General features: G+C 45.2%; 20 protein-coding genes and 2 pseudogenes. 6 read left to right on the top strand and 16 right to left on the bottom strand.

The window, feature by feature from the left end:
- Positions 1-33: 33 nt before the first annotated feature.
- From ggt to L5M10_RS16250, 4 genes are all read right to left on the bottom strand, one after another.
- On the bottom strand, positions 34-1,746 hold the full coding sequence (gene ggt / locus L5M10_RS16265; protein WP_263192655.1) for a gamma-glutamyltransferase: 1,713 nt from the start codon (positions 1,744-1,746) through the stop codon (positions 34-36).
- Between the two features lie 145 nt (positions 1,747-1,891).
- Positions 1,892-2,971: an ABC transporter ATP-binding protein gene (locus L5M10_RS16260; protein ID WP_028759403.1), complete on the bottom strand. Its 1,080-nt coding sequence runs from the start codon at positions 2,969-2,971 to the stop codon at positions 1,892-1,894.
- On the bottom strand, positions 2,971-4,602 hold the full coding sequence (locus tag L5M10_RS16255) for an ABC transporter permease (RefSeq protein WP_131525199.1): 1,632 nt from the start codon (positions 4,600-4,602) through the stop codon (positions 2,971-2,973). Before L5M10_RS16255 ends, L5M10_RS16260 begins: the two co-directional genes overlap by 1 nt.
- A 76-nt stretch (positions 4,603-4,678) precedes the next feature.
- On the bottom strand, positions 4,679-5,686 hold the full coding sequence (locus L5M10_RS16250; protein WP_263139687.1) for a Fe(3+) ABC transporter substrate-binding protein: 1,008 nt from the start codon (positions 5,684-5,686) through the stop codon (positions 4,679-4,681).
- A 220-nt stretch (positions 5,687-5,906) separates the two neighbouring features.
- Between L5M10_RS16250 and L5M10_RS16245 the strand changes: the two genes are divergently transcribed.
- Positions 5,907-6,308: a hypothetical protein gene (locus L5M10_RS16245; protein WP_263163572.1), complete on the top strand. Its 402-nt coding sequence runs from the start codon at positions 5,907-5,909 to the stop codon at positions 6,306-6,308.
- Positions 6,309-6,322: 14 nt separating this feature from the next.
- Here the strand turns inward: L5M10_RS16245 and L5M10_RS16240 are convergent, their stop codons facing one another.
- The 3 genes from L5M10_RS16240 to L5M10_RS16230 all read right to left on the bottom strand — a co-directional run bounded on the left by L5M10_RS16240 (position 6,323) and on the right by L5M10_RS16230 (position 8,512).
- Positions 6,323-6,919 (bottom strand): glutathione S-transferase N-terminal domain-containing protein, encoded by a 597-nt coding sequence (locus L5M10_RS16240; RefSeq protein WP_131525196.1) that lies wholly within the window; start codon positions 6,917-6,919, stop codon positions 6,323-6,325.
- A gap of 92 nt (positions 6,920-7,011) precedes the next feature.
- Positions 7,012-7,761 carry a ferredoxin--NADP reductase gene (locus L5M10_RS16235; RefSeq protein WP_105250220.1) on the bottom strand — a complete coding sequence of 250 codons (750 nt, stop codon included), beginning with the start codon at positions 7,759-7,761 and terminating at the stop codon, positions 7,012-7,014.
- Between the two features lie 136 nt (positions 7,762-7,897).
- Entirely contained in the window at positions 7,898-8,512 is a 615-nt protein-coding gene (locus L5M10_RS16230) for a DUF5610 domain-containing protein (RefSeq protein ID WP_263163574.1), read from the bottom strand.
- A 226-nt stretch (positions 8,513-8,738) separates the two neighbouring features.
- Between L5M10_RS16230 and L5M10_RS16225 the strand changes: the two genes are divergently transcribed.
- The 3 genes from L5M10_RS16225 (at position 8,739) to L5M10_RS16215 (ending at position 11,219) form a co-directional block, all read left to right on the top strand.
- Positions 8,739-9,356, top strand: a complete 618-nt coding sequence (locus L5M10_RS16225; protein WP_263167803.1) for a SixA phosphatase family protein — start codon at positions 8,739-8,741, stop codon at positions 9,354-9,356.
- 11 nt (positions 9,357-9,367) lie between these two features.
- Positions 9,368-10,858 carry an FMN-binding glutamate synthase family protein gene (locus L5M10_RS16220; protein WP_105250223.1) on the top strand — a complete coding sequence of 497 codons (1,491 nt, stop codon included), beginning with the start codon at positions 9,368-9,370 and terminating at the stop codon, positions 10,856-10,858.
- 151 nt (positions 10,859-11,009) lie between these two features.
- Positions 11,010-11,219: a hypothetical protein gene (locus tag L5M10_RS16215; RefSeq protein WP_105250224.1), complete on the top strand. Its 210-nt coding sequence runs from the start codon at positions 11,010-11,012 to the stop codon at positions 11,217-11,219.
- Positions 11,220-11,327: 108 nt separating this feature from the next.
- On the opposite strand, the gene L5M10_RS16210 is transcribed toward L5M10_RS16215, so the two are convergent.
- The gene (locus L5M10_RS16210; protein ID WP_105250225.1) at positions 11,328-11,585 is read right to left on the bottom strand and encodes a hypothetical protein; all 258 of its coding nucleotides are present in this window, start codon (positions 11,583-11,585) and stop codon (positions 11,328-11,330) included.
- A 79-nt stretch (positions 11,586-11,664) separates the two neighbouring features.
- Complete coding sequence (locus L5M10_RS16205; RefSeq protein ID WP_263163578.1) at positions 11,665-13,461, bottom strand: ABCB family ABC transporter ATP-binding protein/permease; 1,797 nt, start codon at positions 13,459-13,461, stop codon at positions 11,665-11,667.
- A 472-nt stretch (positions 13,462-13,933) separates the two neighbouring features.
- Here L5M10_RS16205 and L5M10_RS16200 point away from each other — a divergent pair, with 472 nt between their 5' ends.
- The gene (locus tag L5M10_RS16200) at positions 13,934-14,110 is read left to right on the top strand and encodes a hypothetical protein (protein WP_105250227.1); all 177 of its coding nucleotides are present in this window, start codon (positions 13,934-13,936) and stop codon (positions 14,108-14,110) included.
- A gap of 103 nt (positions 14,111-14,213) precedes the next feature.
- Here L5M10_RS16200 and aroG read toward each other — a convergent pair whose 3' ends face one another.
- The 5 genes from aroG to L5M10_RS16175 form a co-directional block, all read right to left on the bottom strand.
- Entirely contained in the window at positions 14,214-15,269 is a 1,056-nt protein-coding gene (aroG, locus tag L5M10_RS16195; RefSeq protein ID WP_263163580.1) for a 3-deoxy-7-phosphoheptulonate synthase AroG, read from the bottom strand.
- 351 nt (positions 15,270-15,620) lie between these two features.
- A complete protein-coding gene (locus L5M10_RS16190; protein WP_263163581.1) occupies positions 15,621-16,814 on the bottom strand; it encodes a tetratricopeptide repeat protein in 1,194 nt (397 codons plus the stop codon).
- A 127-nt stretch (positions 16,815-16,941) separates the two neighbouring features.
- The gene (locus tag L5M10_RS16185; RefSeq protein ID WP_263163583.1) at positions 16,942-17,280 is read right to left on the bottom strand and encodes a hypothetical protein; all 339 of its coding nucleotides are present in this window, start codon (positions 17,278-17,280) and stop codon (positions 16,942-16,944) included.
- A gap of 178 nt (positions 17,281-17,458) precedes the next feature.
- Positions 17,459-18,709 carry an ammonium transporter gene (locus L5M10_RS16180; RefSeq protein WP_263163584.1) on the bottom strand — a complete coding sequence of 417 codons (1,251 nt, stop codon included), beginning with the start codon at positions 18,707-18,709 and terminating at the stop codon, positions 17,459-17,461.
- 10 nt (positions 18,710-18,719) lie between these two features.
- The gene (locus L5M10_RS16175; RefSeq protein ID WP_028761800.1) at positions 18,720-19,058 is read right to left on the bottom strand and encodes a P-II family nitrogen regulator; all 339 of its coding nucleotides are present in this window, start codon (positions 19,056-19,058) and stop codon (positions 18,720-18,722) included.
- Positions 19,059-19,402: 344 nt separating this feature from the next.
- On the opposite strand from L5M10_RS16175, the gene L5M10_RS16170 reads away from it, so the two are divergent.
- Positions 19,403-19,945, top strand: a complete 543-nt coding sequence (locus L5M10_RS16170) for a hydrolase (protein WP_168824640.1) — start codon at positions 19,403-19,405, stop codon at positions 19,943-19,945.
- A 154-nt stretch (positions 19,946-20,099) separates the two neighbouring features.
- Here L5M10_RS16170 and L5M10_RS16165 read toward each other — a convergent pair.
- Positions 20,100-20,687, bottom strand: a pseudogene (locus tag L5M10_RS16165) (ammonia-forming cytochrome c nitrite reductase subunit c552); the annotation flags it as partial.
- Positions 20,688-20,722: 35 nt separating this feature from the next.
- Positions 20,723-20,934 (bottom strand): annotated as a pseudogene (locus L5M10_RS16160) (IS3 family transposase); the annotation flags it as partial.

Here is a 20,934-nt window from a genome sequence, read left to right as displayed (position 1 = left end):
AGTGTTGAGTTTACCTTAGCATTTATCTTAGTGTTAATAGCCTGCGGCGTGACCATCCTTGCGACTCTCAGAAGCCGCACGATATACGCCGGTTTCGGCATTAAATCCAATGGCTTGATAGCCACCAAACTCCCCAAGTCCATCACGCAGTACATGGCCTTTCTTAATCAACTCACGACGGGTTTCTACCGGAAAACCTGATTCCAAACTGACGTAGCCGCCATCCTTCATCACTTCGCCTGTGGGCTCGGTTGACCCCATATGCAAAATTCTGGGGGCATCGCCCGCTTCTTGCAAGTTCATTTTAAAATCAATCAGATTCATTACAATCTGCGCGTGCATTTGTGGCTGAGTCGCGCCGCCCATCACCCCAAAGCTCAGCCAAGGTTTACCGTCTTTGGTCACAAAAGCCGGAATAATGGTATGGAATGGACGCTTGCCCGGTGCGTAGGTATTAAAACGCCCTTCCGTTAAATCAAACATTTGCCCGCGGTCTTGCAGCACAAAGCCGAGATCCGGTGGTGTCATCCCTGACCCCATACCACGGTAATTACTCTGAATGAGTGACACCATGTTGCCATCTTTGTCAGCGGTAGTCAGGTACACAGTATCGCCATGTTGCAACGCTGGATTACCCGCATCGACACTCTTGGCGGTTTTTGTAGGGTCAATCAACTTAGCGCGATCATAGTTATATTTCTGTGAGATAAGCTCGGTAACGGGCACTTTATTAAAGGCCATGTCGGCATAAAACTTAGCTCTGTCGGCAAAGGCGAGTTTCTTTGCTTCGACAAATAAATGCACATATTCAGGACTATTAAAGCCCATGGCAGCCACATTAAAGGGCTCCATGGTTTTTAAGATTTGTAGCGCCGCAATGCCTTGACCATTAGGTGGCAGTTCCCACACATCGTAACCACGGTAGTTCACCGAAACGGGATCTATCCAGTCGCTAGTATGGCTGGCTAAGTCATCATAACTTAAATAACCACCTTGGGATTTCATGTACTTATCAATACTTTTGGCAATATCACCTTTATAGAAAGCATCGCGGCCGCCCTTGGCAATTTTCTCATAGGTGTTAGCAAGCGCGGGATTTTTAAAGATTTCCCCTACGGTAGGCATCTTACCATTAGGCATATAGGTTTCTTTAAAACCGGGGAATTTAGCCAGTTTTTTACCACTGCCATCAAGGTAATAGGCAATCAACTCTGACACTGGGAAACCATCACGGGCGTAATGAATTGCAGGCGCGAGGTTATCAGCCATAGCTAATTTACCAAACTTATTATGCAGCTCATACCAACCGTCCACAGTGCCCGGTACAGAAACCGGCAAAGGTCCAAGCGGCGGTAAATAGTCTAATCCGAGGGATTTAAGCTTTTCAAAACTTAAGGATTTGGGACTGCGCCCCGATGCATTTAGACCATAGAGGCGTTTATCTTTTGCGCTCCAAACGATAGCAAATAAGTCCCCGCCGACACCCGAGCCCGTTGGCTCGACTAATCCTAACATAGCGTTAGCGGCAATCGCTGCATCGACCGCACTGCCGCCCTGCTTGAGTATATCAATAGCGACTTGCGTGGCTAAAGGCTGACTGGTCGCCGCCATCCCTTGGGTTGCATACACTTCTGATCGCGTTGCGAAGGCTTTACCTGTGATCCTATCCATGGCCATCACTCCTGAAGACGATATTGCCGTTGCTACAATAACGAGGGTGCAAATTGAATTTATTGTTTTTATCATAATTCCTCCAAAACCGGAGGATAAAAGTAGCAAGGATGGTCTAAAATATCACCAACCAATACCGTATAGACCCAAGTTAAACGTAAGCAAAAATGTCGTACTTTAGTTGGCTATGCTATATCAGCATTGAATAAATACTCATCGCTTAGATTGGGTCCCCACAGTTTGAATATGCTGAAGATTCAAACAGCACAAGCGAATGCGGCTCAGTCGTTACCCCAACCTTTTGACCGATACTTAGCTGCATCATTTGGCTACGCACCTCCACATAATAAGCATGGGAAGCGGCCTCAATTTTGACCCAATAATGACAAAAGGCGCCTAAGAAACGTCGCTCAGTGATAGTACCAACGCCCTGTTCATCGGCGCTGAGCGTCAATTGCTGTGGTCGCAAGAATACTGTTCCGCTGAACTCGCTCGGCAAATTTAATGGCGTGAGGCTGGTTAAATGACCGATGGGAGTGACAACACTGTGCCCATCAAACACTGCTGCAGGTAAGTAATTACCGCTACCTAAAAAGTCCGCCACATAGCGGCTGTTTGGGGCGGCATATAAGGCTTCGGCACTACCATGCTGCACTATGATGCCTTGATTAAAGATGGCTAAAGTATCTGCAAATACAAAGGCTTCATCCTTGCTATGAGTAACAAACACCGCGCTGACATTACGCTGTTTTAAGATGCTGCGAATTTCCGCCATCATCTCGTAGCGCACTTGGGCATCAATATTGGAAAAAGGCTCATCGAGCAGCAATAACTGTGGCTCATAGGCAAGTGCTCGCGCAATCGAAACTCGCTGCTGCTGACCGCCAGATAATTCATGGGGATAACGCTGTGCCAACCCTTCAAGTTTGACCAAGGCTAGCATTTCATCCAAACGTGCCTGACGTTCTGCGCCCGACAATCTAGCCACCCCAAAGAGGATATTTTCCGCCACAGTCAAATGAGGGAAAAGCGCATAGTCTTGAAAAATCATGCCGATGCCGCGCTGCTCGCTAGGTACAAACTGGCTATCGCCACTCACTATGCGACCATTAATCTGGATTTCACCTTGGCTTATGGCCTGTAATCCAGCAACCGCACGTAATAAGGTCGTCTTGCCACAACCGCTTGGGCCTAACAACGCCAAGATTTCCCCTTGGGCGAGCGTTAAACTCAAACCTTTAAGTACTTGCTGGCCCTGATAATCACTATGAATTTGCTTAAGCTTGAGCGTACTTGTCATCAGCTGTGATGCTCCAATGAACGGTTTAAATAAATAAGCGGCACTAAACCCACCAGTACAATCACAATAGCAGCTAATGCGCCGTGCTCGAGTTTTTCATCGGACGCAAACTGGAATACATAAGTTGCAAGATTCTCAAAACCGATAGGCCGCAGCAATAACGCAGCGGGCAGTTCCTTCATGCTTTCGATAAACACCAATAAAGCGCCCGCAAACAATCCCTTGGCAAGTAAAGGCAAATGCACCCGCCGCAAAAGTTGCCTAGGAGTTTGCCCCATGGTCAGGCTCACCATGTCTAGCGATGGCGAGATGCGTTTATAACTGCTTTCAACACTGCCAATCGCAATTGCCACGAAACGCACACAAAAAGCAAAAATCAATGCCATCACACTGCCTGTAAGGATAAGACCAGGACCTGCTATGCCGACAAGATCCGCCAGATCGTTAATCGCAAAATCTAGCATAGTTAAAGGCACTAATACCCCAATAGCCAGCACAGTGCCTGGTAAGGCATAGCCCGTCGAAGCTAACCGTGAGGGCAAAGCATCACTCTGTCTTGGGCTTATCCGGCGAACGAACATAAGCAGTAAGGCGATTAAGCAACAGAGTAAACTGGTGATCAGCGCAAGACTGAGGCTGTTAAGACTCAATTGCCAAAAACTCTTATCCCAGCTTTGTTCAAAGTAACCAATCGCATAGGATAATAAAATCCCGAAAGGTAACAGAAAGGCTAATAGCAATAGCATGCCGCAAAAGCTGAGTGCGACCAAGGTTTGAGTCATCGAGAGTCGATACAAGTCAGTGACTTGTATACGTGATTGTTTTTGGAATAACTGCTGTTTACGACGGGCAAAACGCTCAAATCCAATCAGACTAAATACCACCAGCAAGATAATCGCCGATAACTTAGCGGCGGCGGTCAAATTGCCATAACCCAACCAAGTGTCATACACGGCTGTCGTTAAGGTGGGCACGGCAAAATAGTTAACCGTTGCAAAATCAGCGGCCGTCTCCATCGCCACTAAAGCCACCCCAACGGCGAGCGCAGGCCTTGCCATAGGCAAAGATAAACGCCAAAAACTTTGCCACGGTGAACAGCCCATAATGCGCGAAGCATGCGCCAAACTTAAGGATTGCTCCATAAAAGCGGTACGCGCCAAGAGATAAATATAGGGAAACAATACCAGCGACAACATACACGCCGCGCCGCCTAAGGTACGAATATCGGGGAAGAAATAATCCTGCGGTGAGTCCCAGCCAAATATCGAACGAAGACCGCGCTGCACTGGCCCCGCATAATCGAGTAAATCGGTATAGACGTAGGCAACAATATACGCAGGCATAGCGAGGGGCAATAATAGCGCCCATTGCAAATATCGCCTGCCTACAAAGTCACAACGAGCCATCAACCAAGCGCAAGGTAACGCGAGTAATAACGCCCCCAGACTCACCCAGAAAATCAGCAATAAACTATTAATGATATATGTCGGCAGAACCGTTGCCATCAAGTGCCCAAACACGGCTTCGTCAGGCTGAAAAGCTTGAAATATCAACGCAAATAGTGGCAATACCAGCAAGGCGGCCACGGCATAACCAGCAAGCGACCAGCTTCTGGCTAATCCTAAAATCATGTCAATCCTTAAAACGTCACAGCGCCAATCACTGGCGCTGATAACCTAAATCTGCATTTTGTCGCTAGCACTGGAGCTAGAGATCAAACTGCACTTCATCTAATAGCTTAACCGCCGCTTGGTGATATTCTGCCAACTTAAAAATGGGCAATTGATCTGACTTAAACTTACCCCATGAAGCCACTAAAGATGAAGGTGCCACATCGGCTTTCACTGGATATTCCATATTCACATCGGCATAGGCCTTCTGAGCAACATCGGCGGATAAGAACTCCATCAATTTGATCGCATTGGCTTTATTAGGCGCATGGCGAGTTAATACCATGCCAGACACATTCACATGGGCACCGCGGTCAGCTTGGTTCGGGAAGTTGAGCGTCACAGCTTCGGCAATCGCCTTTTGCTCAGGATCCTGCAACATATTGCCGTAATAGTAGCTATTACCAATGGCGATCTCACACACACCTTCTTTTACTGCGGCAATTTGCCCCCTGTCGTTCCCCTGAGGTTTACGGGCTAAATTAGTTTTCACGCCTTGTAACCAAGTTTTTGCCTCAGCTTCACCGTGATGAGCAATCATAGATGCGACTAACGCTATGTTGTATGGATGTTTACCACTGCGAGTACAAATCTTTCCTTTGTATTTGGGATCGGCTAATTCTTCATAGGTCAATTGCTGCTGGCCTAAACGATCCTTGGCTGTATAGAGATTTCGCACCCGCATAGTCAGGGCATACCACTGGCCATCGGGATCGCGATACTGCGCAGGAATATTGCTCTCTAGCAGGGGATTTTTGACTGGAGAGGTTAGATCTTTATCCACTAATTCAACTAAACGTGAAAAATCAGACGTCAGCACAAGATCCGCTGGGGATAAACGGCCTTCACGGACGAGACGCTCGGCAATACCGTCTTTAGCAAATACCAAATTCACACCTATGCCAGTTTCTTCGGTGAAACGCGTCAGGATAGGCTCCACCAAGAAAGCTTGACGATAAGAATAAACGGTTAATTTATCATCTGCATTCGCTGAATGCCCAACCGACATTAACCCAACAATAGCCGCGCAAGTTACCCATTTCATTACCGAATTCTCCCCAAAGTGATGACGTGTTCAGTAAAATTTGAACACTAACGCATTAATGATAATGCTTATCAGTTTCGCAAGAGTAATAGATACAGAACTTGAGAGCAAGCAGCTAATTAACTTTATGTTTTTAATGGTATTAATCTGAAAATTTGAGATTATCTCAAATCAAACTAAACTGAACCTTAATTTGATAAAAATGCTTTCAGGAGGCGTTATGTTAACTGTTTTGCTGCTAGGCGTAGCCGCAATTGTGCTATTTGGCTTATTCAAACTCAATACTAGTCCCAAAAGACATAAACACTCTTCTCAAGCTGCAGATCCCAGTATTAATAAAACTCACAGTTTTCACAGTGTGAGCATAGTGAATAACGGCAGTTGCTGTGAGCAGATTGAAGCGCTTTCTGGAAAACGATTTTTATCGAAAGATGCGCCCGAAATTCCGATGGAAGAATGCACTATGGCAAACTGCCAATGCCGCTATCAACACCATGAAGACAGGCGCCAACTAGGCAATGATCGCAGAGTAGAATATGGGGTTACTCGTGAGTTATTCGGCGCTTTTGGTGAACAAAATCGCCGTGATAGGCCAAGAGGAAGACGCGCAACCGACGGTTGAGCATCCTCTGCGGATTATTGGGGACGAGTTTGAATAAATGCAGGTAAATCACGCATTTCACTGAACCAAAGTGCTGTCGCAGGTGCAACCTTACGCCAATCTAGCTCTGGATGTCTAAAATCCACATAATCGAGTAAGCAAATCAAGGCTAATTGCGGTGCTTGAATCGTGGTTTGGGTGATCACAGTTTGAAGCTCAATCTGCATAAGGCCGCGCAGCAGTGCTTGTTCAAAACGTGCAGTCCAAAATACTGATCTCACGCCTTCTTCTTCACGCATTTGCTCTTGGCGTAATTTCACCGCGCTATCGATTAAGCCTTTGACTAAAGAATACTGACACTCCAGCACCCAGTTATTATTTGAGATCCCAAACATCTTACGATCGCCAAGCTCTGCATCTAGGTAACGCATGATCACTTCACTATCGAATAGTGCTACACCATCGTTGGTAATAAGACATGGGATCTGTCCTAACGGGTTAGCATCGAGTAATTCTGCGCTGTTTTCAAAGGGATTAACTAACTGCTCTTCAATATTGTTAATCCCTAGATACTGGATTAAGGCTCTTACACAACGGGCATAGGGCGAAGCTTGAGAACTTAACAACTTCATCAAAAATTTCCTTTTGTTTGCATTAAACGCTATGGCTTTTTAGGGGCAAGAACGGCAACAAGTTTACTCTCGCCTTCTATGTAAAATTGAGATTACCAGTATTTTTCAACGGTAATTTGCCCAGGAGCACGGCGTAAATTCTTCACCAACCCTTTATCGAGTAAAGCGGCTTGCGCACCATTAATCATACCCGGATTGCCGCAGATCATAACTTGAGAGTCAGCTGCGTTTAAGGTTAGTCCTGCCTTTTTTTCGATTTCACCCGAGACTATTCCCTCGGGAATGCGGCACTGTAAAGCATCGGCAAAGGGTTTACGGGTCACACTCAAGACTAATGTAAATTGTTCAGGGTATTTGCGTTCTAAATTACGCAGCTTATCAAGATATGCCAAATCCTGTGCCTCGCGCACGCCATACACAAGCACGACTTTTTCAAAACGCTCCCAAGGTTCATCGGTGTCGAGCATAGACAAAAATGGCCCTACTGCTGTTCCTGTGGCTAAAAACCACAAATGCTTCCCTTGGAGTTCACCCTTAGGAATTTCAGCTAAGGTCATAAAACCAGTCGCGGTTGAGGTAATTTCAATTTCATCGCCTATTGCAAGGTTGTGTAATTGAGGCGATAACAGGCCATCCTCTACCGCAACGGCGAGCACCTCGGCATAGGGTTTATCGGGAGAATTAACTAAGGAGTAGGCTCTAGCCACACGCTTATCATCTTGCATTTGACTTAACTTGATAAACTGACCAGGAATAAATGGAGCTAACTCGGCAGCAATGCGCAATGAGAATAACTTATCACTCCAATCAATACGTTCTATCACTTGTCCCCTAATCCACATAACTTGCCCTCAAGCGAAACGTTAAATAGGCTTCCAGCATAGACTTTTTTCTGCACAACAAAAACCCCTTATATAAGGGGCTTATGACTATAACGCTGAATATAGAACTGAAAATACTGAGGTATTAACTCGGACTCTATGCTGTCTCATCAGTCTTCTTGTTAAAGCTATCTCTAAAGGCTTGCAGCCCCTCTTGCACTAAGCTGTAGGTTTTATCGACACCATCGGCAATATCACCCTGCAATACTTTAAGGCCGGACAGAATATCTTTAGCCTCTTTAAAGCCATTGTCGATGGCACCGCCAATAATCCCCATAAAGCTATCGAGTTGATCACTTAGACTCATACCCGAATTTTGTTGTTGGTGAATGCTAAAAAACTGCGTCGCAAAACTCACGATACGATCTGCAGTCGCTTCTGGAGAAGTATCTACGCCATTATCGTAAGCCGTCTGAATCGCGTTCTCGCCCATAGTGGGCGCTAATTCTTTATTAATCGACTCTATCGCTGCGCGATAAAGCAAGGCCATAGACTGATCGCCTGACTTGATATTCACATCTTGCTGTGCCGATAAAATCGCTTGATTCATCAGCTGCTTGCTCGTTTGCTGCGCAGTTTGCTTCGAGGTTACTTCTGTGGCTTTCGCGTCCTTCGAATCACTCACTTCGGTGCCCTTAGACGCCGTGTTTTCAGCATATTTTTTCTGTGGCAAAGGAGTACTTTGCACTTGAGGGGGTTTATTGATTTCCATGATGACTATCCATTCAATTCGGGTCGACTTAATTATCGACCAAAATTTAACCAGCTTTAGTAATTTTTAGAATTGAAGTACCATCTGACCACAAGGCCATGATAAGGCCCACATAAATTAAGTGGGTTCATTCTTTAATAAGGTGCATAAAGCGCCAACCCACCGCAATGCAGATCATTACTATCGCTGAGCTTAGACATAAGCCAATAGAAAAGGATGTTACACCATGGCAGCAGGCCGCAGTTTGAGTCATTTCCGCTTTCACGAGTTTACACTAATCCTTAAGCACTATTTTAAGCATAATCTGGGTATCAATATAAAACGCTTTAGCCTGCTAACAAGCCTCGTCATATTCACTTGCCTCGGCTTTACTCCCATTAGCCAAGCTCATGCGGAGAGCAGACTAATTATTTTAGTCAGACATGCGGAAAAAGCCGACACGCCAGCCAATAACCCGCAGTTATCACCCAAGGGAGAAATACGCGCAGCATCACTGATCACTGCCTTGAGCCGCACGCCGCTGTCGCAACTTATTGCGACTCAATACCTAAGAACCCAACAAACACTCGCGCCCATCGCCGAGGCTCGCCATTTACCTGTGACGATAGTAGAAGCAGCCAAACCTATCGAAGGACATATTCAACACATTGTCGAACAAGTGCATGCTGTAAAGGGCAATACACTCATCGTTGGGCATTCAAACACTGTCCCACTGATCATTAAAGCCCTTGGCGGACCAGAGATCCAAGCGATCAGCGAAGATGACTATAGCCAGCTGTTTTTACTCTCTCTTAATGATGACCAACCTGCGAGCTTGATCGCCACCCGTTACGGACAAGAATAAGGATAAATAACATGAGTGAACTCAATTGGTTTATGTGGGGACTCGATCTATTTTCAGGGCTGTTTTTGATTGTAATAGGACTCGCTGTACTCGCGGTTATTTACATGTATATCGCAGATAAAATGCAGACCAAACAAGCGGTAAGACATAACTACCCAGTAATTGGTCGCTTTCGGTATCTGTTCGAGAAACAAGGCGAGTTCTTTAGACAATACTTTTTCGCCCAAGACAGAGAAGAACTGCCATTCAACCGTGCAGAACGCAGTTGGGTTTACCGCGCGGCTAAAAATGTCGATAGAACTATCGCCTTTGGTTCAACTCGCCCCTTAGATAATGCTGGTACCATTATGTTTATGAATACCGCCTTCCCAACCCAAGATGAAGAGATCACACCCATTCATCCACTGACAATTGGCACCAATTGCCGCCAACCCTATACGACTCAAGCTATTTGTCATATTTCAGCCATGAGCTTTGGGGCTCTATCGCGCCCAGCAATTACCGCCCTTTCCCACGGTGCAGCGCAGGCGGGTTGCTGGCTTAACACAGGTGAAGGCGGCTTGAGCCCTTATCATCTAAAAGGTGGCTGCGATATCGTCTTTCAAATTGGAACAGCCAAATACGGTGTACGTAATGAGCACGGACATTTAGACGATGAAAAGCTCAAGTCGATAGCCATTCATCCCGAAGTCAAAATGTTTGAAATTAAAATGAGTCAAGGGGCTAAACCGGGTAAAGGTGGCATTTTACCAGGGATCAAAGTCACAGCTGAAATTGCCCATATCCGCGGTATTCCTCAGGGTTATGACTCTATTAGCCCTAATGGTCATATTGAATTCAAATCCGTGAACGATATTTTGGATATGGTTGAACGAGTACGTGAAGTTACCGGTAAACCAACGGGCATTAAGGCCGTACTCGGTGACGTACAGTGGCTCGAAGATTTATGTGATGAAATCGAACGTCGTGGCGAAGACTCTGCCCCCGACTTCTTTACTTTAGACAGTGCCGATGGCGGCACAGGCGCTGCACCACAACCTTTAATGGATTATGTCGGATTACCACTGAAGGAAAGCTTACCAATCCTAGTTAATGTCTTGATCCAACGAGGCTTGCGTAAACGCATCAAAGTCATCGCTTCGGGTAAACTCATAGTGCCATCAAGAGTCGCTTGGGCTTTAGCATTAGGTGCAGACTTCATCGCATCGGCCCGCGGCAATATGTTCGCCCTAGGTTGTATTCAAGCCTTACAGTGCAATAGAGATACCTGCCCAACGGGCATCACAACGCACAATCCCAAGCTACAACAAGGACTCGATCCTAGGGATAAATCGGCTCGTGTTGCTAACTATAATCATAATTTACACCATGACTTAGCCTTAATTGCGCACTCTTGCGGAGTGACAGAACCAAGACAACTCAAACCCTCACATGTCCGAATTGTACTCGATAGCGGTTTATCCATTTCACTCGATAAATACTATGCACATATGGATAAGTAGCCGCGAACCCTCGCGGTTAATGGCGAATACAACTTTCGTTTATATAGGGTTTACATAAGGTATATTTGAATGCGTATCACAAAAGAGGTAAGATCCGTGACGTGAGACATTATTCAAATGTCTTACCCACAATTGAACTTAAGGAAACACTTTGAAATCTAGCTTCGTAAGCCAACTGCCCGCCAGTAAAACTGTAAGCACTAGCTGTAAGAGCTGTAATCGCCTGACCGAGATCGAAGGTGAACTGGTGTGTTTTCGCGAAGGGCAGATCATTCGACTCACTTTGATAGATGAGTCAGTACCTAAATTGAATCTTTTATGTGAAGGTTGGAAAGCGGGGAAGCTGAACGGCGTAGCTTAATTCAGTCATATTTTATCTCTGGAGTCTCTCTAGAGCATCAAGAATAGAGGCTCACCTCTATTCTCGTACGTTCTCACCTAAACTGTACTAAAGCACTAGCGAACACACCTAACGCATACCCATAAAGTCACTTGTCGGCGCGTTCATATCGCGGATCACACCTGCCAGCACCATTTCTGGATTGACTTTAGCCAAGGTAAGTCGCCGAGTTGTAACCAACAGGCCCGCATTCAATTCAGCATGAATACGTTGCAATGAATCATAATCAACACCACGTTTTTTCAATGTCGCCATGATGGCATACCAATCAGTGGCGACTTTTTCTTCTTTGCCTTCAATATTAGCTCTCAGTGTAATATTTTCCATGCCAGATCTCTTCCGATTGATGTGTTGGCATTGAGTATAGAGAGCCGAAGCTGAATAAAGACTGAACTGTATTACGCTATTAACTGCTCAGAGGAGTATGTTGTTGCTCATTTTGTATCCGCCATAATTTGGCATAGAGACCATTTGCCAACAGCAAAGTCTGATGATTACCTTGCTCAACTATTTCTCCTTGGCTTAATACGACTATTTGATCGGCATCGACTATGGTCGATAACCTATGAGCCACCACTAGGCTAGTGTGCCCCTTAGCGACTTCCCGCAGTGCCGACAAAATAGCTTGCTCGGAGCGACTATCGAGTGAAGATGTCGCCTCATCAAACACCAGCACTGGCGAGCCCTTCAAAATGGCCCTTGCTATCGCGACACGCTGTTTTTCTCCGCCAGAGAGTTTTAAGCCGCGCTCACCCACCTTTGTGTCCCAACCAAGGGCAAGTGATGCAATAAATTGCTCTAAGTGCGCTAATTTAATCGCGTTACGCACCTCTTCATCAGTCGCGTCTGGGCGACCATAACGTATGTTTTCGACTAATGAATCGTTAAACAGCACGGTATCCTGCGGCACTATGGCGATGGCACGCCGCAGCGCATCTTGGGTGAGATGGCGGATATCTTGTCCATCGATTTTAATCGCACCTTGGTCCACATCGTAAAATCGAAACAGCAGTTTAATCAGGGTCGATTTACCTGCACCACTATCACCTACAACAGCCACCTTTTTACCGGCTTCAACCTTAAAGCTCACGTCCCGCAGAATTTGCCGCTCATCGTAGCTAAAATTAACATTTTCAAATATCAACTCACCCTTAGTGGGTTGAAAATCGAGTGCTTGGGGTAAGTCGACTATCATAGGATGTTTATCGAGCAAGCTAAACATGCGCTCAATATTGGCTAACGCGCCGCGAATTTCGCGATACACAAAACCTAAGAAGTTAAGGGGTAAAAAGAGCTGCATCATAAACGCATTAATCAACACAAAATCACCTAAGGTCATATCGCCATAGGTGACTCTGTATGCCGCCAGCGCCATCATAGCCGTCATCGCCAAAGCGATAATCACAGCTTGTCCACCATTGAGCGCAAACAAAGATAAACGATTCTTACGCTTAGCGACTTCCCACTGTTCAAGCGCTTGGTCATAGCGCTGCGACTCATACTTTTCATTATTAAAATACTTCACCGTTTCATAGTTCAGCAAGCTGTCGATGGCGCGGGTATTCGATAACGAGTCAGCCTTGGCCGCATCACGTACATACTCAGTACGCCATTCGGTCGCGACCACAGAAAAAATAATATAAGCCAGCACAGCAACAAAAGTGATTGCCGCAAACGCAATGCCGTAGTTATAAAAGAAAATGCCGATCACCATGACAATTTCGAGCAAGGTTGGCACTATGTTGAACACCATAAAACGCATGAGGAAACTCACGCCGCTGGTGCCGCGTTCAATATCGCGGGATAGGCCGCCGGTTTTGCGCTCTAGATGAAAGTCGAGGTCCAGTCGGTGTAAATGGTCGAATACTGCTAAGCCTAAACGGCGGATCGCCCGCTCGGTTACGCGGCCAAACAAGGTATCGCGGATCTCCCCCGTAATCGCCGTTAGTAAACGTACCGCGCCATAGGCCAACACTAATCCTACGGGCACACTGAGGGCTTGCGCAGTTTTATCGGCATCTAAGGTGTCGACCAAATGCTTCAGAATAAAAGGCAGAGCCACGCTGGTCAGCTTAGCGATGATGAGGCATGACATCGCCAACGCAATACGGCCTTTGTATTCCAATAAGTAAGGCCAAAGCAGTTTCATGACGTGCCAGTTTAATTTATCGACTGGACCTTCAAAATATAACGTTGGGCGCATAGGACATAACCTTGAATGAGTTATGCCAATTGTAACAGTTCACACCGGACATAAGCTAAGCGAAACTAGCAAAGTCTGAATAAAATCAATCAGATTTTCCTGACAGACAAATAGACTTATTCACGACATACTCATCTGCTATTTTGATTGTATTTAAAGCCAAAACATCATACTTACGCATTACACTGGCGTATTCACAATAAATGAATTTATACTAATTTGTGTTCAGGCATGTACCGTTTTACTTAACCTCAGAGCCGTATGTAAGAGGATAAGAGTGCAATGGAAGAAGGCTTGGCACAAAGTTGCTGCTGTTGATTATTTTTGCCGTTTTGCCCAAAATGCCATGGAGGCGGTTATACAAATCAATAGAATTTGTTAACCTCTACGCGCTAGATTTTGCGATTCATACGCCCAAGTTCTAGCGAGAATATTAAGATAAACAAATTAAATTAAGATCAAAGGAAGCTTTATGTTGGATTCCGCTAAAGTTCAATACCCGCCATTACCACTGATCCAAACTTGGGTGTGGATGATGATCGAATCAGGCAATCCAGAGATACAAGATAAAGGTAGAAACAACCTTATTGCCGCCTTTGGTAGCTTAGCCAAAGCAAATGAATACATTGTTGAAATAAGCAATAAATAGATAAAACAAAGGCGCCAGGATAGCGCCTTTGTTTTTACTTAACCCGCAATCGTTAACGGCTAACTCAGGTATAGTTGCGGTTTATGTTCGCTCGAGCAGACAATTAAACCTGACGGCGTTCGATAATGCTTTGGTTCAAAATGGCTAATAGACGCTCGGTATCATCCCAACCAATACACGCATCGGTAATACTCTGCCCATAGCATAACTCTTGACCTTCAATAAGATCTTGACGACCTTCCACTAAATGGCTTTCTACCATAACACCAAAAATAGCAGTATTTCCCGCCGCCACTTGACCAGCTACATCTTCAGCAACCACTAACTGACGTTGATACTCTTTACTACTATTCGCATGGCTAAAGTCGATCATGATGTTGTCGGCAAGCTTTGCTTTTAACAATTGCTGGCTAATCTCAGTGACATGCGGCGTGCTATAATTGGGCTCGCGGCCACCCCGTAAAATAATGTGGCAATCAGGATTGCCCTTAGTCGAAACGATCGCCGAATGGCCCAACTTAGTCACAGATAAAAAATGGTGTGGTGCATTGGCAGCACCTATCGCATCAATAGCAACTTTGATCGTGCCATCAGTACCATTTTTAAAGCCGACCGGACAAGAAAGACCCGAGGCTAACTCTCTGTGTACTTGAGATTCTGTCGTACGGGCGCCAATGGCTCCCCAGCACATTAAATCAGCCATATATTGTGGGGTGATCATGTCAAGAAACTCACCCGCGGTTGGCATACCGCTGTCGTTCAAATCCACTAATAATTTACGGGCGGTGCGTAAACCATCATTGAGTTTAAAGCTGTTATCCATGTAAGGATCATTAATCAGCCCCTTCCAACCCACTGTGGTTCTTGGTTTTTCAAAATACACTCGCATCACAATTTCGAGTTGATCTTTATAACGTTCACGCAGTGAGACCAAACGCTGTCCATATTCCAACGCAGCTTTGGGATCGTGGATAGAACAAGGCCCAATCACCACTAATAGACGATCATCAGACTTAGCCAGAATATTATGGATACTATTACGCGCATTAAACACAGTCGCAGAGGCTTTTTCGGAAGCAGGAAATCGTTCAAGAATCGCGATAGGTGGAAGTAACTCTTTTACTTCTTTAATGCGAACGTCATCATTTTGGTAATACATAATTTTACTGCTCCAACGCTGGTGTTTTAGGCTATTTCTATCGCTGCGATAAGGGATCTCAACTGCAATACTGAGTTCAATTTATCGAGTCTCAAGCGCCAATGCAACCAAGTTGTCTCCATTTCAAAAAATCAAATATAACTTATTGTTTTAATATATTTTAAAAAAATAAAAATTCAAATATGCCAGCTAACTCACAGCCTTGATGAACAAAATCGAATATGGCGGATAAAAAGGAATAAACATATTTGCTGCAAGTGTATTTAGGTGCCCTATGTTAGCAAGCAAAGATGTTTACCCGTAATAAGCATAATTGATGGCCAGCTCTCTATAGAAAAGAGCGGGCAAATGCTAATGCTGTAACATGACTTGTAACTTGCTCTGATAGCGTTGACGCTCTGACTCATCTCGACTCAAAGCCAAGGCTTTATCCATATTCAGTTTGGCACGCTTTTCGTCCCCCAGCGCCCAGTAGGTTTTAGATAAACCGAAGAAGAACTCATGACGATAATCCGCTTTTGCCAACGCCCTTTGATACCAAGCCAAGGCCTCGTCGTATTGATGCTCATCATAGGCTTGCTGCCCCATGTCATAGTAATAATAGGGATTACGTATTCGCGCTAATTCAAGCACTTTATTAATTTCGGCCCATTCATCAAGCCGCCCCTGCTCCCCTAAAATCAAGGCTAAGTTATAAAGCGTTGTCAGATTCTTCGCATCAAACTTGAGTGCATAGCGATAAACCTGTTCGGCCCGCTTTTCATCACCTTTATGCCGGTAAATAATGGCGAGCGTGTTGAGTGAAGGAACAAACTGGCCGACTTTTAAACCCGCTTTGATCAAGGCATAGGCCCTGTCTAAATCACCGTTCACCAAAGACTCTGCCGCCATGTTGTTGTAAAACATACTGATTAAGGTCTGCCGATCCACTTGGGTTTTACCGTATCCCCGTAGAGCTCGCTCCGGCATAAAGTCCACTAAAACTGCGGCAGATGACACATAAACTGAATGTGCGTTTTCAGGTGGAAGTAAGCGTAAATTCACATGCCCATTGATTAAATAGAAATCACCTTGCTTATCCCATACGGGTTCTATCGCAATATCTTGATACTCAGCACTCACATTCAATATGTCCGCTAACGCAGAAGTCATGACCACTAAAGACATGCAATTACCCGCCTTTTGGGCGTAGGTTTCACGGGCAATTTGGGTCAGATTATCTTGATATCGAAAATCAATGTTAGCGCTATTGGTTTGACTCGCATTGATATAACTAGCTAACCATTCATTGGCTAACATGTTGTTATTGTGTGACAAAGTGTATATCCCATAGCGACGTTTTACGTCTGTCACAACCTCGGGTGGCAGATAAAAGATATCCGCAACAGAAGGTATATCGGCCACAGGGGTAAACAGTGAATCGGCAAGTAACGACTCAAGATCCGACGGATTAGGCTCAATGGTCGTCGAGCTACAAGCAAACAATTGACTGAATACAACGCTCAAGATCGTACTCAAGTATACGGCTCGGAATAGTTTCGACATACGCCCTCCCACACCATTAGCTCCTATTTGAGCTTATTACAAATGGTGAAAAAGACGACATAAAATGGTTACAAAAAATGATAATCGCGATCGATTGAAAATAATTGCAAATAATTTAACGAATTAACTATTGTGAAGGTCGGTCAACTTCTATGTATAACTCACGCTGCTGATAATCATACGGCCGATAGTTATGCTCTCCACAGGTAAAATGTCGATAGGGTTTCATGACCGTAACGCAACCTGAGGGTAAAGCCTGCAGAATTTGGATTTGCTGCTGGCGACGAAGCGACTCCTGCCATTCAAAATCCTTGAGCACTTGATCACGCACGGCAAAGGCATCGACAGGCTCACTTGAGCGATTAACGATCACTTCTCCTGCAAAGGCAGAAACCGATATCCAGCCAGAAATGACGATAAGACTTAGTCGCAAAAATTGACCTATTGTTTTTATATTCAAGCTCATAGAACACTCCTTAATTTATGCAAGAAAACAGAATTGCTCAGTAATTAAGCTTATGACCCTGTACTTAAACTTCAATCACAGTGATTACCCATAAAAAAGCAGAGCCTAAGCTCTGCTTCACTATCCCTCGATCCAAGCTAAGCATCAAGGTGAATCACGCGTTAATGTGCAAGTTTAATCAGCCCGCATTTTTGACCGTAACAAACTCAGGATAGGCATCAATACCGCAGTCAGAAGCATCCATACCGTTGTATTCTTCTTCCTCAGTAACACGGATCCCCATGGTTATCTTAATCACATACCAGACTGCAAATGATGAGCAGAATACCCAAGTGAAAATGATCGCTGCCCCCGTCAACTGTCCGGTAATACTTGCATTGGCATTGGATAATGGCACACACATTAAGCCAAGGAAACCAGCCACACCGTGTACTGAAATCGCACCGACGGGATCGTCGATCTTAATGCGATCTAAGCCCACAATCGAGAACACCACCACGCCGCCCGCCACTAAACCAATCACACCCGCCATTAACAATGAAGGCGAGAGAGGATCTGCCGTAATCGCCACTAATCCAGCCAAAATACCGTTAAGGATCATGGTCAAATCCGCTTTACCCCAAATCATCTTACACACGATAAGAGCAGAGATAGCACCAAAAGCCGCTGCAGTATTGGTATTCACAAACACTTTCGCCACTGAGCTTGCATTCGCCGCATCCGACACCATTAATTGCGATCCGCCGTTAAAGCCAAACCAGCCCATCCACAGAATAAACATACCTAAGGTTGCCATTGGCAAGTTAGAGCCTGGAATAGGATTCACTTGACCATTAGGCCCGTATTTCCCCTTACGCGCACCGAGCAATATTACGCCAGCAATCGCCGCGGTCGCCCCCGTCATATGCACAATACCGCTACCAGCAAAGTCTACAAAGCCCAGTTTAGCGATAAAACCTTGGCCCCAAGTCCAATAACCTTCTACTGGATAGATAACCGCTGTCATCACCACAGAGAAGAACAAGAAAGCCCACAACTTCATCCGTTCCGCCACAGCACCAGAGACAATTGACATCGCCGTTGCCACAAATACAACTTGGAAGAAGAAGTCAGATTCTAATGCATGGCTCGCATCTGCTGATTGCGAACCAATTAAGGTGCCAATTGACGGTAACCAGCCACCTTCAGTGTTATCCACATACATGATGTTATAGCCAACCAACAGATACATCACACAGGCAATCGCGTACAGCACAACGTTCTTAGTTAAAATTTCAGTGGTATTTTTAGAGCGAACTAAACCCGCTTCTAACATAGCGAATCCCGCCGCCATCCACATGACTAAAGCGCCAGAAATCAAAAAGTAAAAGGTATCGAGTGCAAAGCGTAGTTCAGTGACTGTACCGCCTAATTTCGTTAATTCTTCCATTGTCAGCCCCTTATAGCGCTTCAGTATCAAGTTCACCCGTACGGATACGGATAGCATGTTCTAAATCAACGACGAAGATCTTACCGTCACCAATTTTCCCCGTATGGGCCGCAGTGGTAATGGCCTCAATCAACATGTCGAGATTTTCAGCCTTAGTGGCAATTTCTAGTTTTACTTTTGGCAAAAAATCCACCTGATACTCGGCGCCGCGATACAACTCTGTATGCCCTTTCTGACGGCCAAAACCTTTCACTTCGGTCACCGTCATGCCCTCAATACCAATTCCGGCGATAGCTTCACGGACATCATCCAACTTAAACGGCTTGATGATAGCGCTGACTAGTTTCATCCTGACCTCCAAAAAAACGCGATTGTTATTAACTTGTATCAAAGGTAATTCAATCATTAGGCCAACAATTTAATCCATTGATTATTATTGATTTAAATTGTTTAACACTATTTTTTAAGGTTAAAAATGCACCATAATCGAGCACTAACTGGTGCGATGCACTCTTTTAGTGAGCAGTTTAAGTGCGACAGCTATTCGACCTTAGGCCTATTGGTAACAAGGTTAAATTAGGGTCTACTGGGGGAAGCGTAAATCGAGATGAAATCTGAGCATCACAACACAAGCTCTTAAACAAAAGCGAAGATCATCACTAAGACAATCATCAAGCGCAGAAGGAAGGCCCGATGTTAAAACCAGAAGAATGTGTTCTCGTTATCGTCGATGTGCAAGGAAAACTTGCACAAATCATGGATAACAGTGACAAGCTGCATCAACAACTACAGACCTTAATCCAAGGCGCACAATTATTTGAAATTCCAATACTGTGGTTAGAACAGCTACCCGATAAACTCGGAGCAACTAGCCCTGAGCTGCAAACTTTACTTGCGAAAACCAGCTCACCCATTGCCAAGCAGCATTTTAGCGGCTGGCACTGTGACGCGTTTGCAAAGGCATTAACTAAGACGAATCGCAAACACGTCATACTCGCGGGTATTGAAACCCATGTGTGTGTTTACCAAACCTGTTGTGACCTTATCGAACAGCAATATTCGGTGCATCTCGTCGCAGATGGCGTCTCGTCACGCAGTGCCGATAATAAAAAACTGGGTATTCAGATGATGACGGCCAGAGGCGCCCTATTAACTAACGTGGAATCGCTATTATTTGAATTACAACATCAAGCCCAAGGCGAGCGCTTTAGGGCATTATTAAAACTGATCAAATAGCGACTTAGCCCGTGGTATTTCTTCAGCCAGCATGACCAACGCCTGACATTACTCGATATTTTTTCCATAAAAAAGCCCCCACTGAGTCAGCGAGGGCTTTTGTTTGCATGAGGGGTTAGCTCATATCGAAAACTCAACCGCGATTGATTAAAACCTACTTATAAGTGGCTTCGCGTTTTTTCGCTTCTTCATCCCACTTAGGTAATATGTCTTTCTTAAATGCTTCTTTCTCAGCATTCATCTTTTTCATGTCCATACCTAAGGCTGCTTGTGCTTTAGCTTTAGTAGAGATATCAGGAATCGCAACAGGATCTGTGATGCCTTTTTTACCGAGTAATTGCGCTAACTTAACACGAGCATCAGCAGCTTTACTTACCGAAGTTCCCAGAATACGCAATGCTTCATCCGGTGCGTGAGCTGCAACACCATGGGAAGCAATCGCTAAATCCCAACGCCATTGTGAGTGGCGAATATCTGTCAGTATGGGTTTCATTTCTTCTTCAGTTGCGCCAGCTTTCCACGCAGCCTCTGCTTCAAAGTGTGCTTTGACTAATTGCTCTTCCGCTTTCAACTTCATTTCTTTGACTTTGGCTTTACGCTCATTAGTCACGCCAACCAAAAACTCTTTAGTCTGGCTATGGCAAGTTGCACAGGTTTCTTCAAAACGGTCGAATGGATTGCCCACTTTATGATCGGTAAACTTCTTACCTTCAGCACTGGTCACTTTTGGCATGTGACAGTCGGAGTTTTTCAAGGTAGTTGTCCGATTTTCCCGTTTTATGCTGCTGCCTGAGCCTGCACGATTTCCCGCTCCGGATTCAAACTTACTGGCCCTATAGGGCTCCAGTTTCTGGTTGCTCTGCCAGCCCACCGTTGTGGGTAGTCTGACTTAGCTTGTTCATATACCGCTTTACGCTTCTCCAGCAGAGCGACATCTTGTTGCTGATGCCGCTGCGCCGGTGTCACGAACCTTATGCCGCTATGGCGAT

Origin of the sequence: Shewanella sp. SM32, from assembly GCF_025654235.1 — a bacterium.
Taxonomy (GTDB): Bacteria; Pseudomonadota; Gammaproteobacteria; order Enterobacterales; family Shewanellaceae; genus Shewanella; species Shewanella oncorhynchi.
This window is presented reverse-complemented; position numbering and strand designations above follow the sequence as displayed.

Coding starts and splice junctions, on each gene's coding strand:
- ggt (WP_263192655.1), bottom strand. CDS start 1,746: ATGATAAAAACAATAAATTCAATTTGCACCCTCGTTATTGTAGCAACG.
- L5M10_RS16260 (WP_028759403.1), bottom strand. CDS start 2,971: ATGACAAGTACGCTCAAGCTTAAGCAAATTCATAGTGATTATCAGGGC.
- L5M10_RS16255 (WP_131525199.1), bottom strand. CDS start 4,602: ATGATTTTAGGATTAGCCAGAAGCTGGTCGCTTGCTGGTTATGCCGTG.
- L5M10_RS16250 (WP_263139687.1), bottom strand. CDS start 5,686: ATGAAATGGGTAACTTGCGCGGCTATTGTTGGGTTAATGTCGGTTGGG.
- L5M10_RS16245 (WP_263163572.1), top strand. CDS start 5,907: ATGTTAACTGTTTTGCTGCTAGGCGTAGCCGCAATTGTGCTATTTGGC.
- L5M10_RS16240 (WP_131525196.1), bottom strand. CDS start 6,919: ATGAAGTTGTTAAGTTCTCAAGCTTCGCCCTATGCCCGTTGTGTAAGA.
- L5M10_RS16235 (WP_105250220.1), bottom strand. CDS start 7,761: ATGTGGATTAGGGGACAAGTGATAGAACGTATTGATTGGAGTGATAAG.
- L5M10_RS16230 (WP_263163574.1), bottom strand. CDS start 8,512: ATGGAAATCAATAAACCCCCTCAAGTGCAAAGTACTCCTTTGCCACAG.
- L5M10_RS16225 (WP_263167803.1), top strand. CDS start 8,739: ATGGCAGCAGGCCGCAGTTTGAGTCATTTCCGCTTTCACGAGTTTACA.
- L5M10_RS16220 (WP_105250223.1), top strand. CDS start 9,368: ATGAGTGAACTCAATTGGTTTATGTGGGGACTCGATCTATTTTCAGGG.
- L5M10_RS16210 (WP_105250225.1), bottom strand. CDS start 11,585: ATGGAAAATATTACACTGAGAGCTAATATTGAAGGCAAAGAAGAAAAA.
- L5M10_RS16205 (WP_263163578.1), bottom strand. CDS start 13,461: ATGCGCCCAACGTTATATTTTGAAGGTCCAGTCGATAAATTAAACTGG.
- L5M10_RS16200 (WP_105250227.1), top strand. CDS start 13,934: ATGTTGGATTCCGCTAAAGTTCAATACCCGCCATTACCACTGATCCAA.
- aroG (WP_263163580.1), bottom strand. CDS start 15,269: ATGTATTACCAAAATGATGACGTTCGCATTAAAGAAGTAAAAGAGTTA.
- L5M10_RS16190 (WP_263163581.1), bottom strand. CDS start 16,814: ATGTCGAAACTATTCCGAGCCGTATACTTGAGTACGATCTTGAGCGTT.
- L5M10_RS16185 (WP_263163583.1), bottom strand. CDS start 17,280: ATGAGCTTGAATATAAAAACAATAGGTCAATTTTTGCGACTAAGTCTT.
- L5M10_RS16180 (WP_263163584.1), bottom strand. CDS start 18,709: ATGGAAGAATTAACGAAATTAGGCGGTACAGTCACTGAACTACGCTTT.
- L5M10_RS16175 (WP_028761800.1), bottom strand. CDS start 19,058: ATGAAACTAGTCAGCGCTATCATCAAGCCGTTTAAGTTGGATGATGTC.
- L5M10_RS16170 (WP_168824640.1), top strand. CDS start 19,403: ATGTTAAAACCAGAAGAATGTGTTCTCGTTATCGTCGATGTGCAAGGA.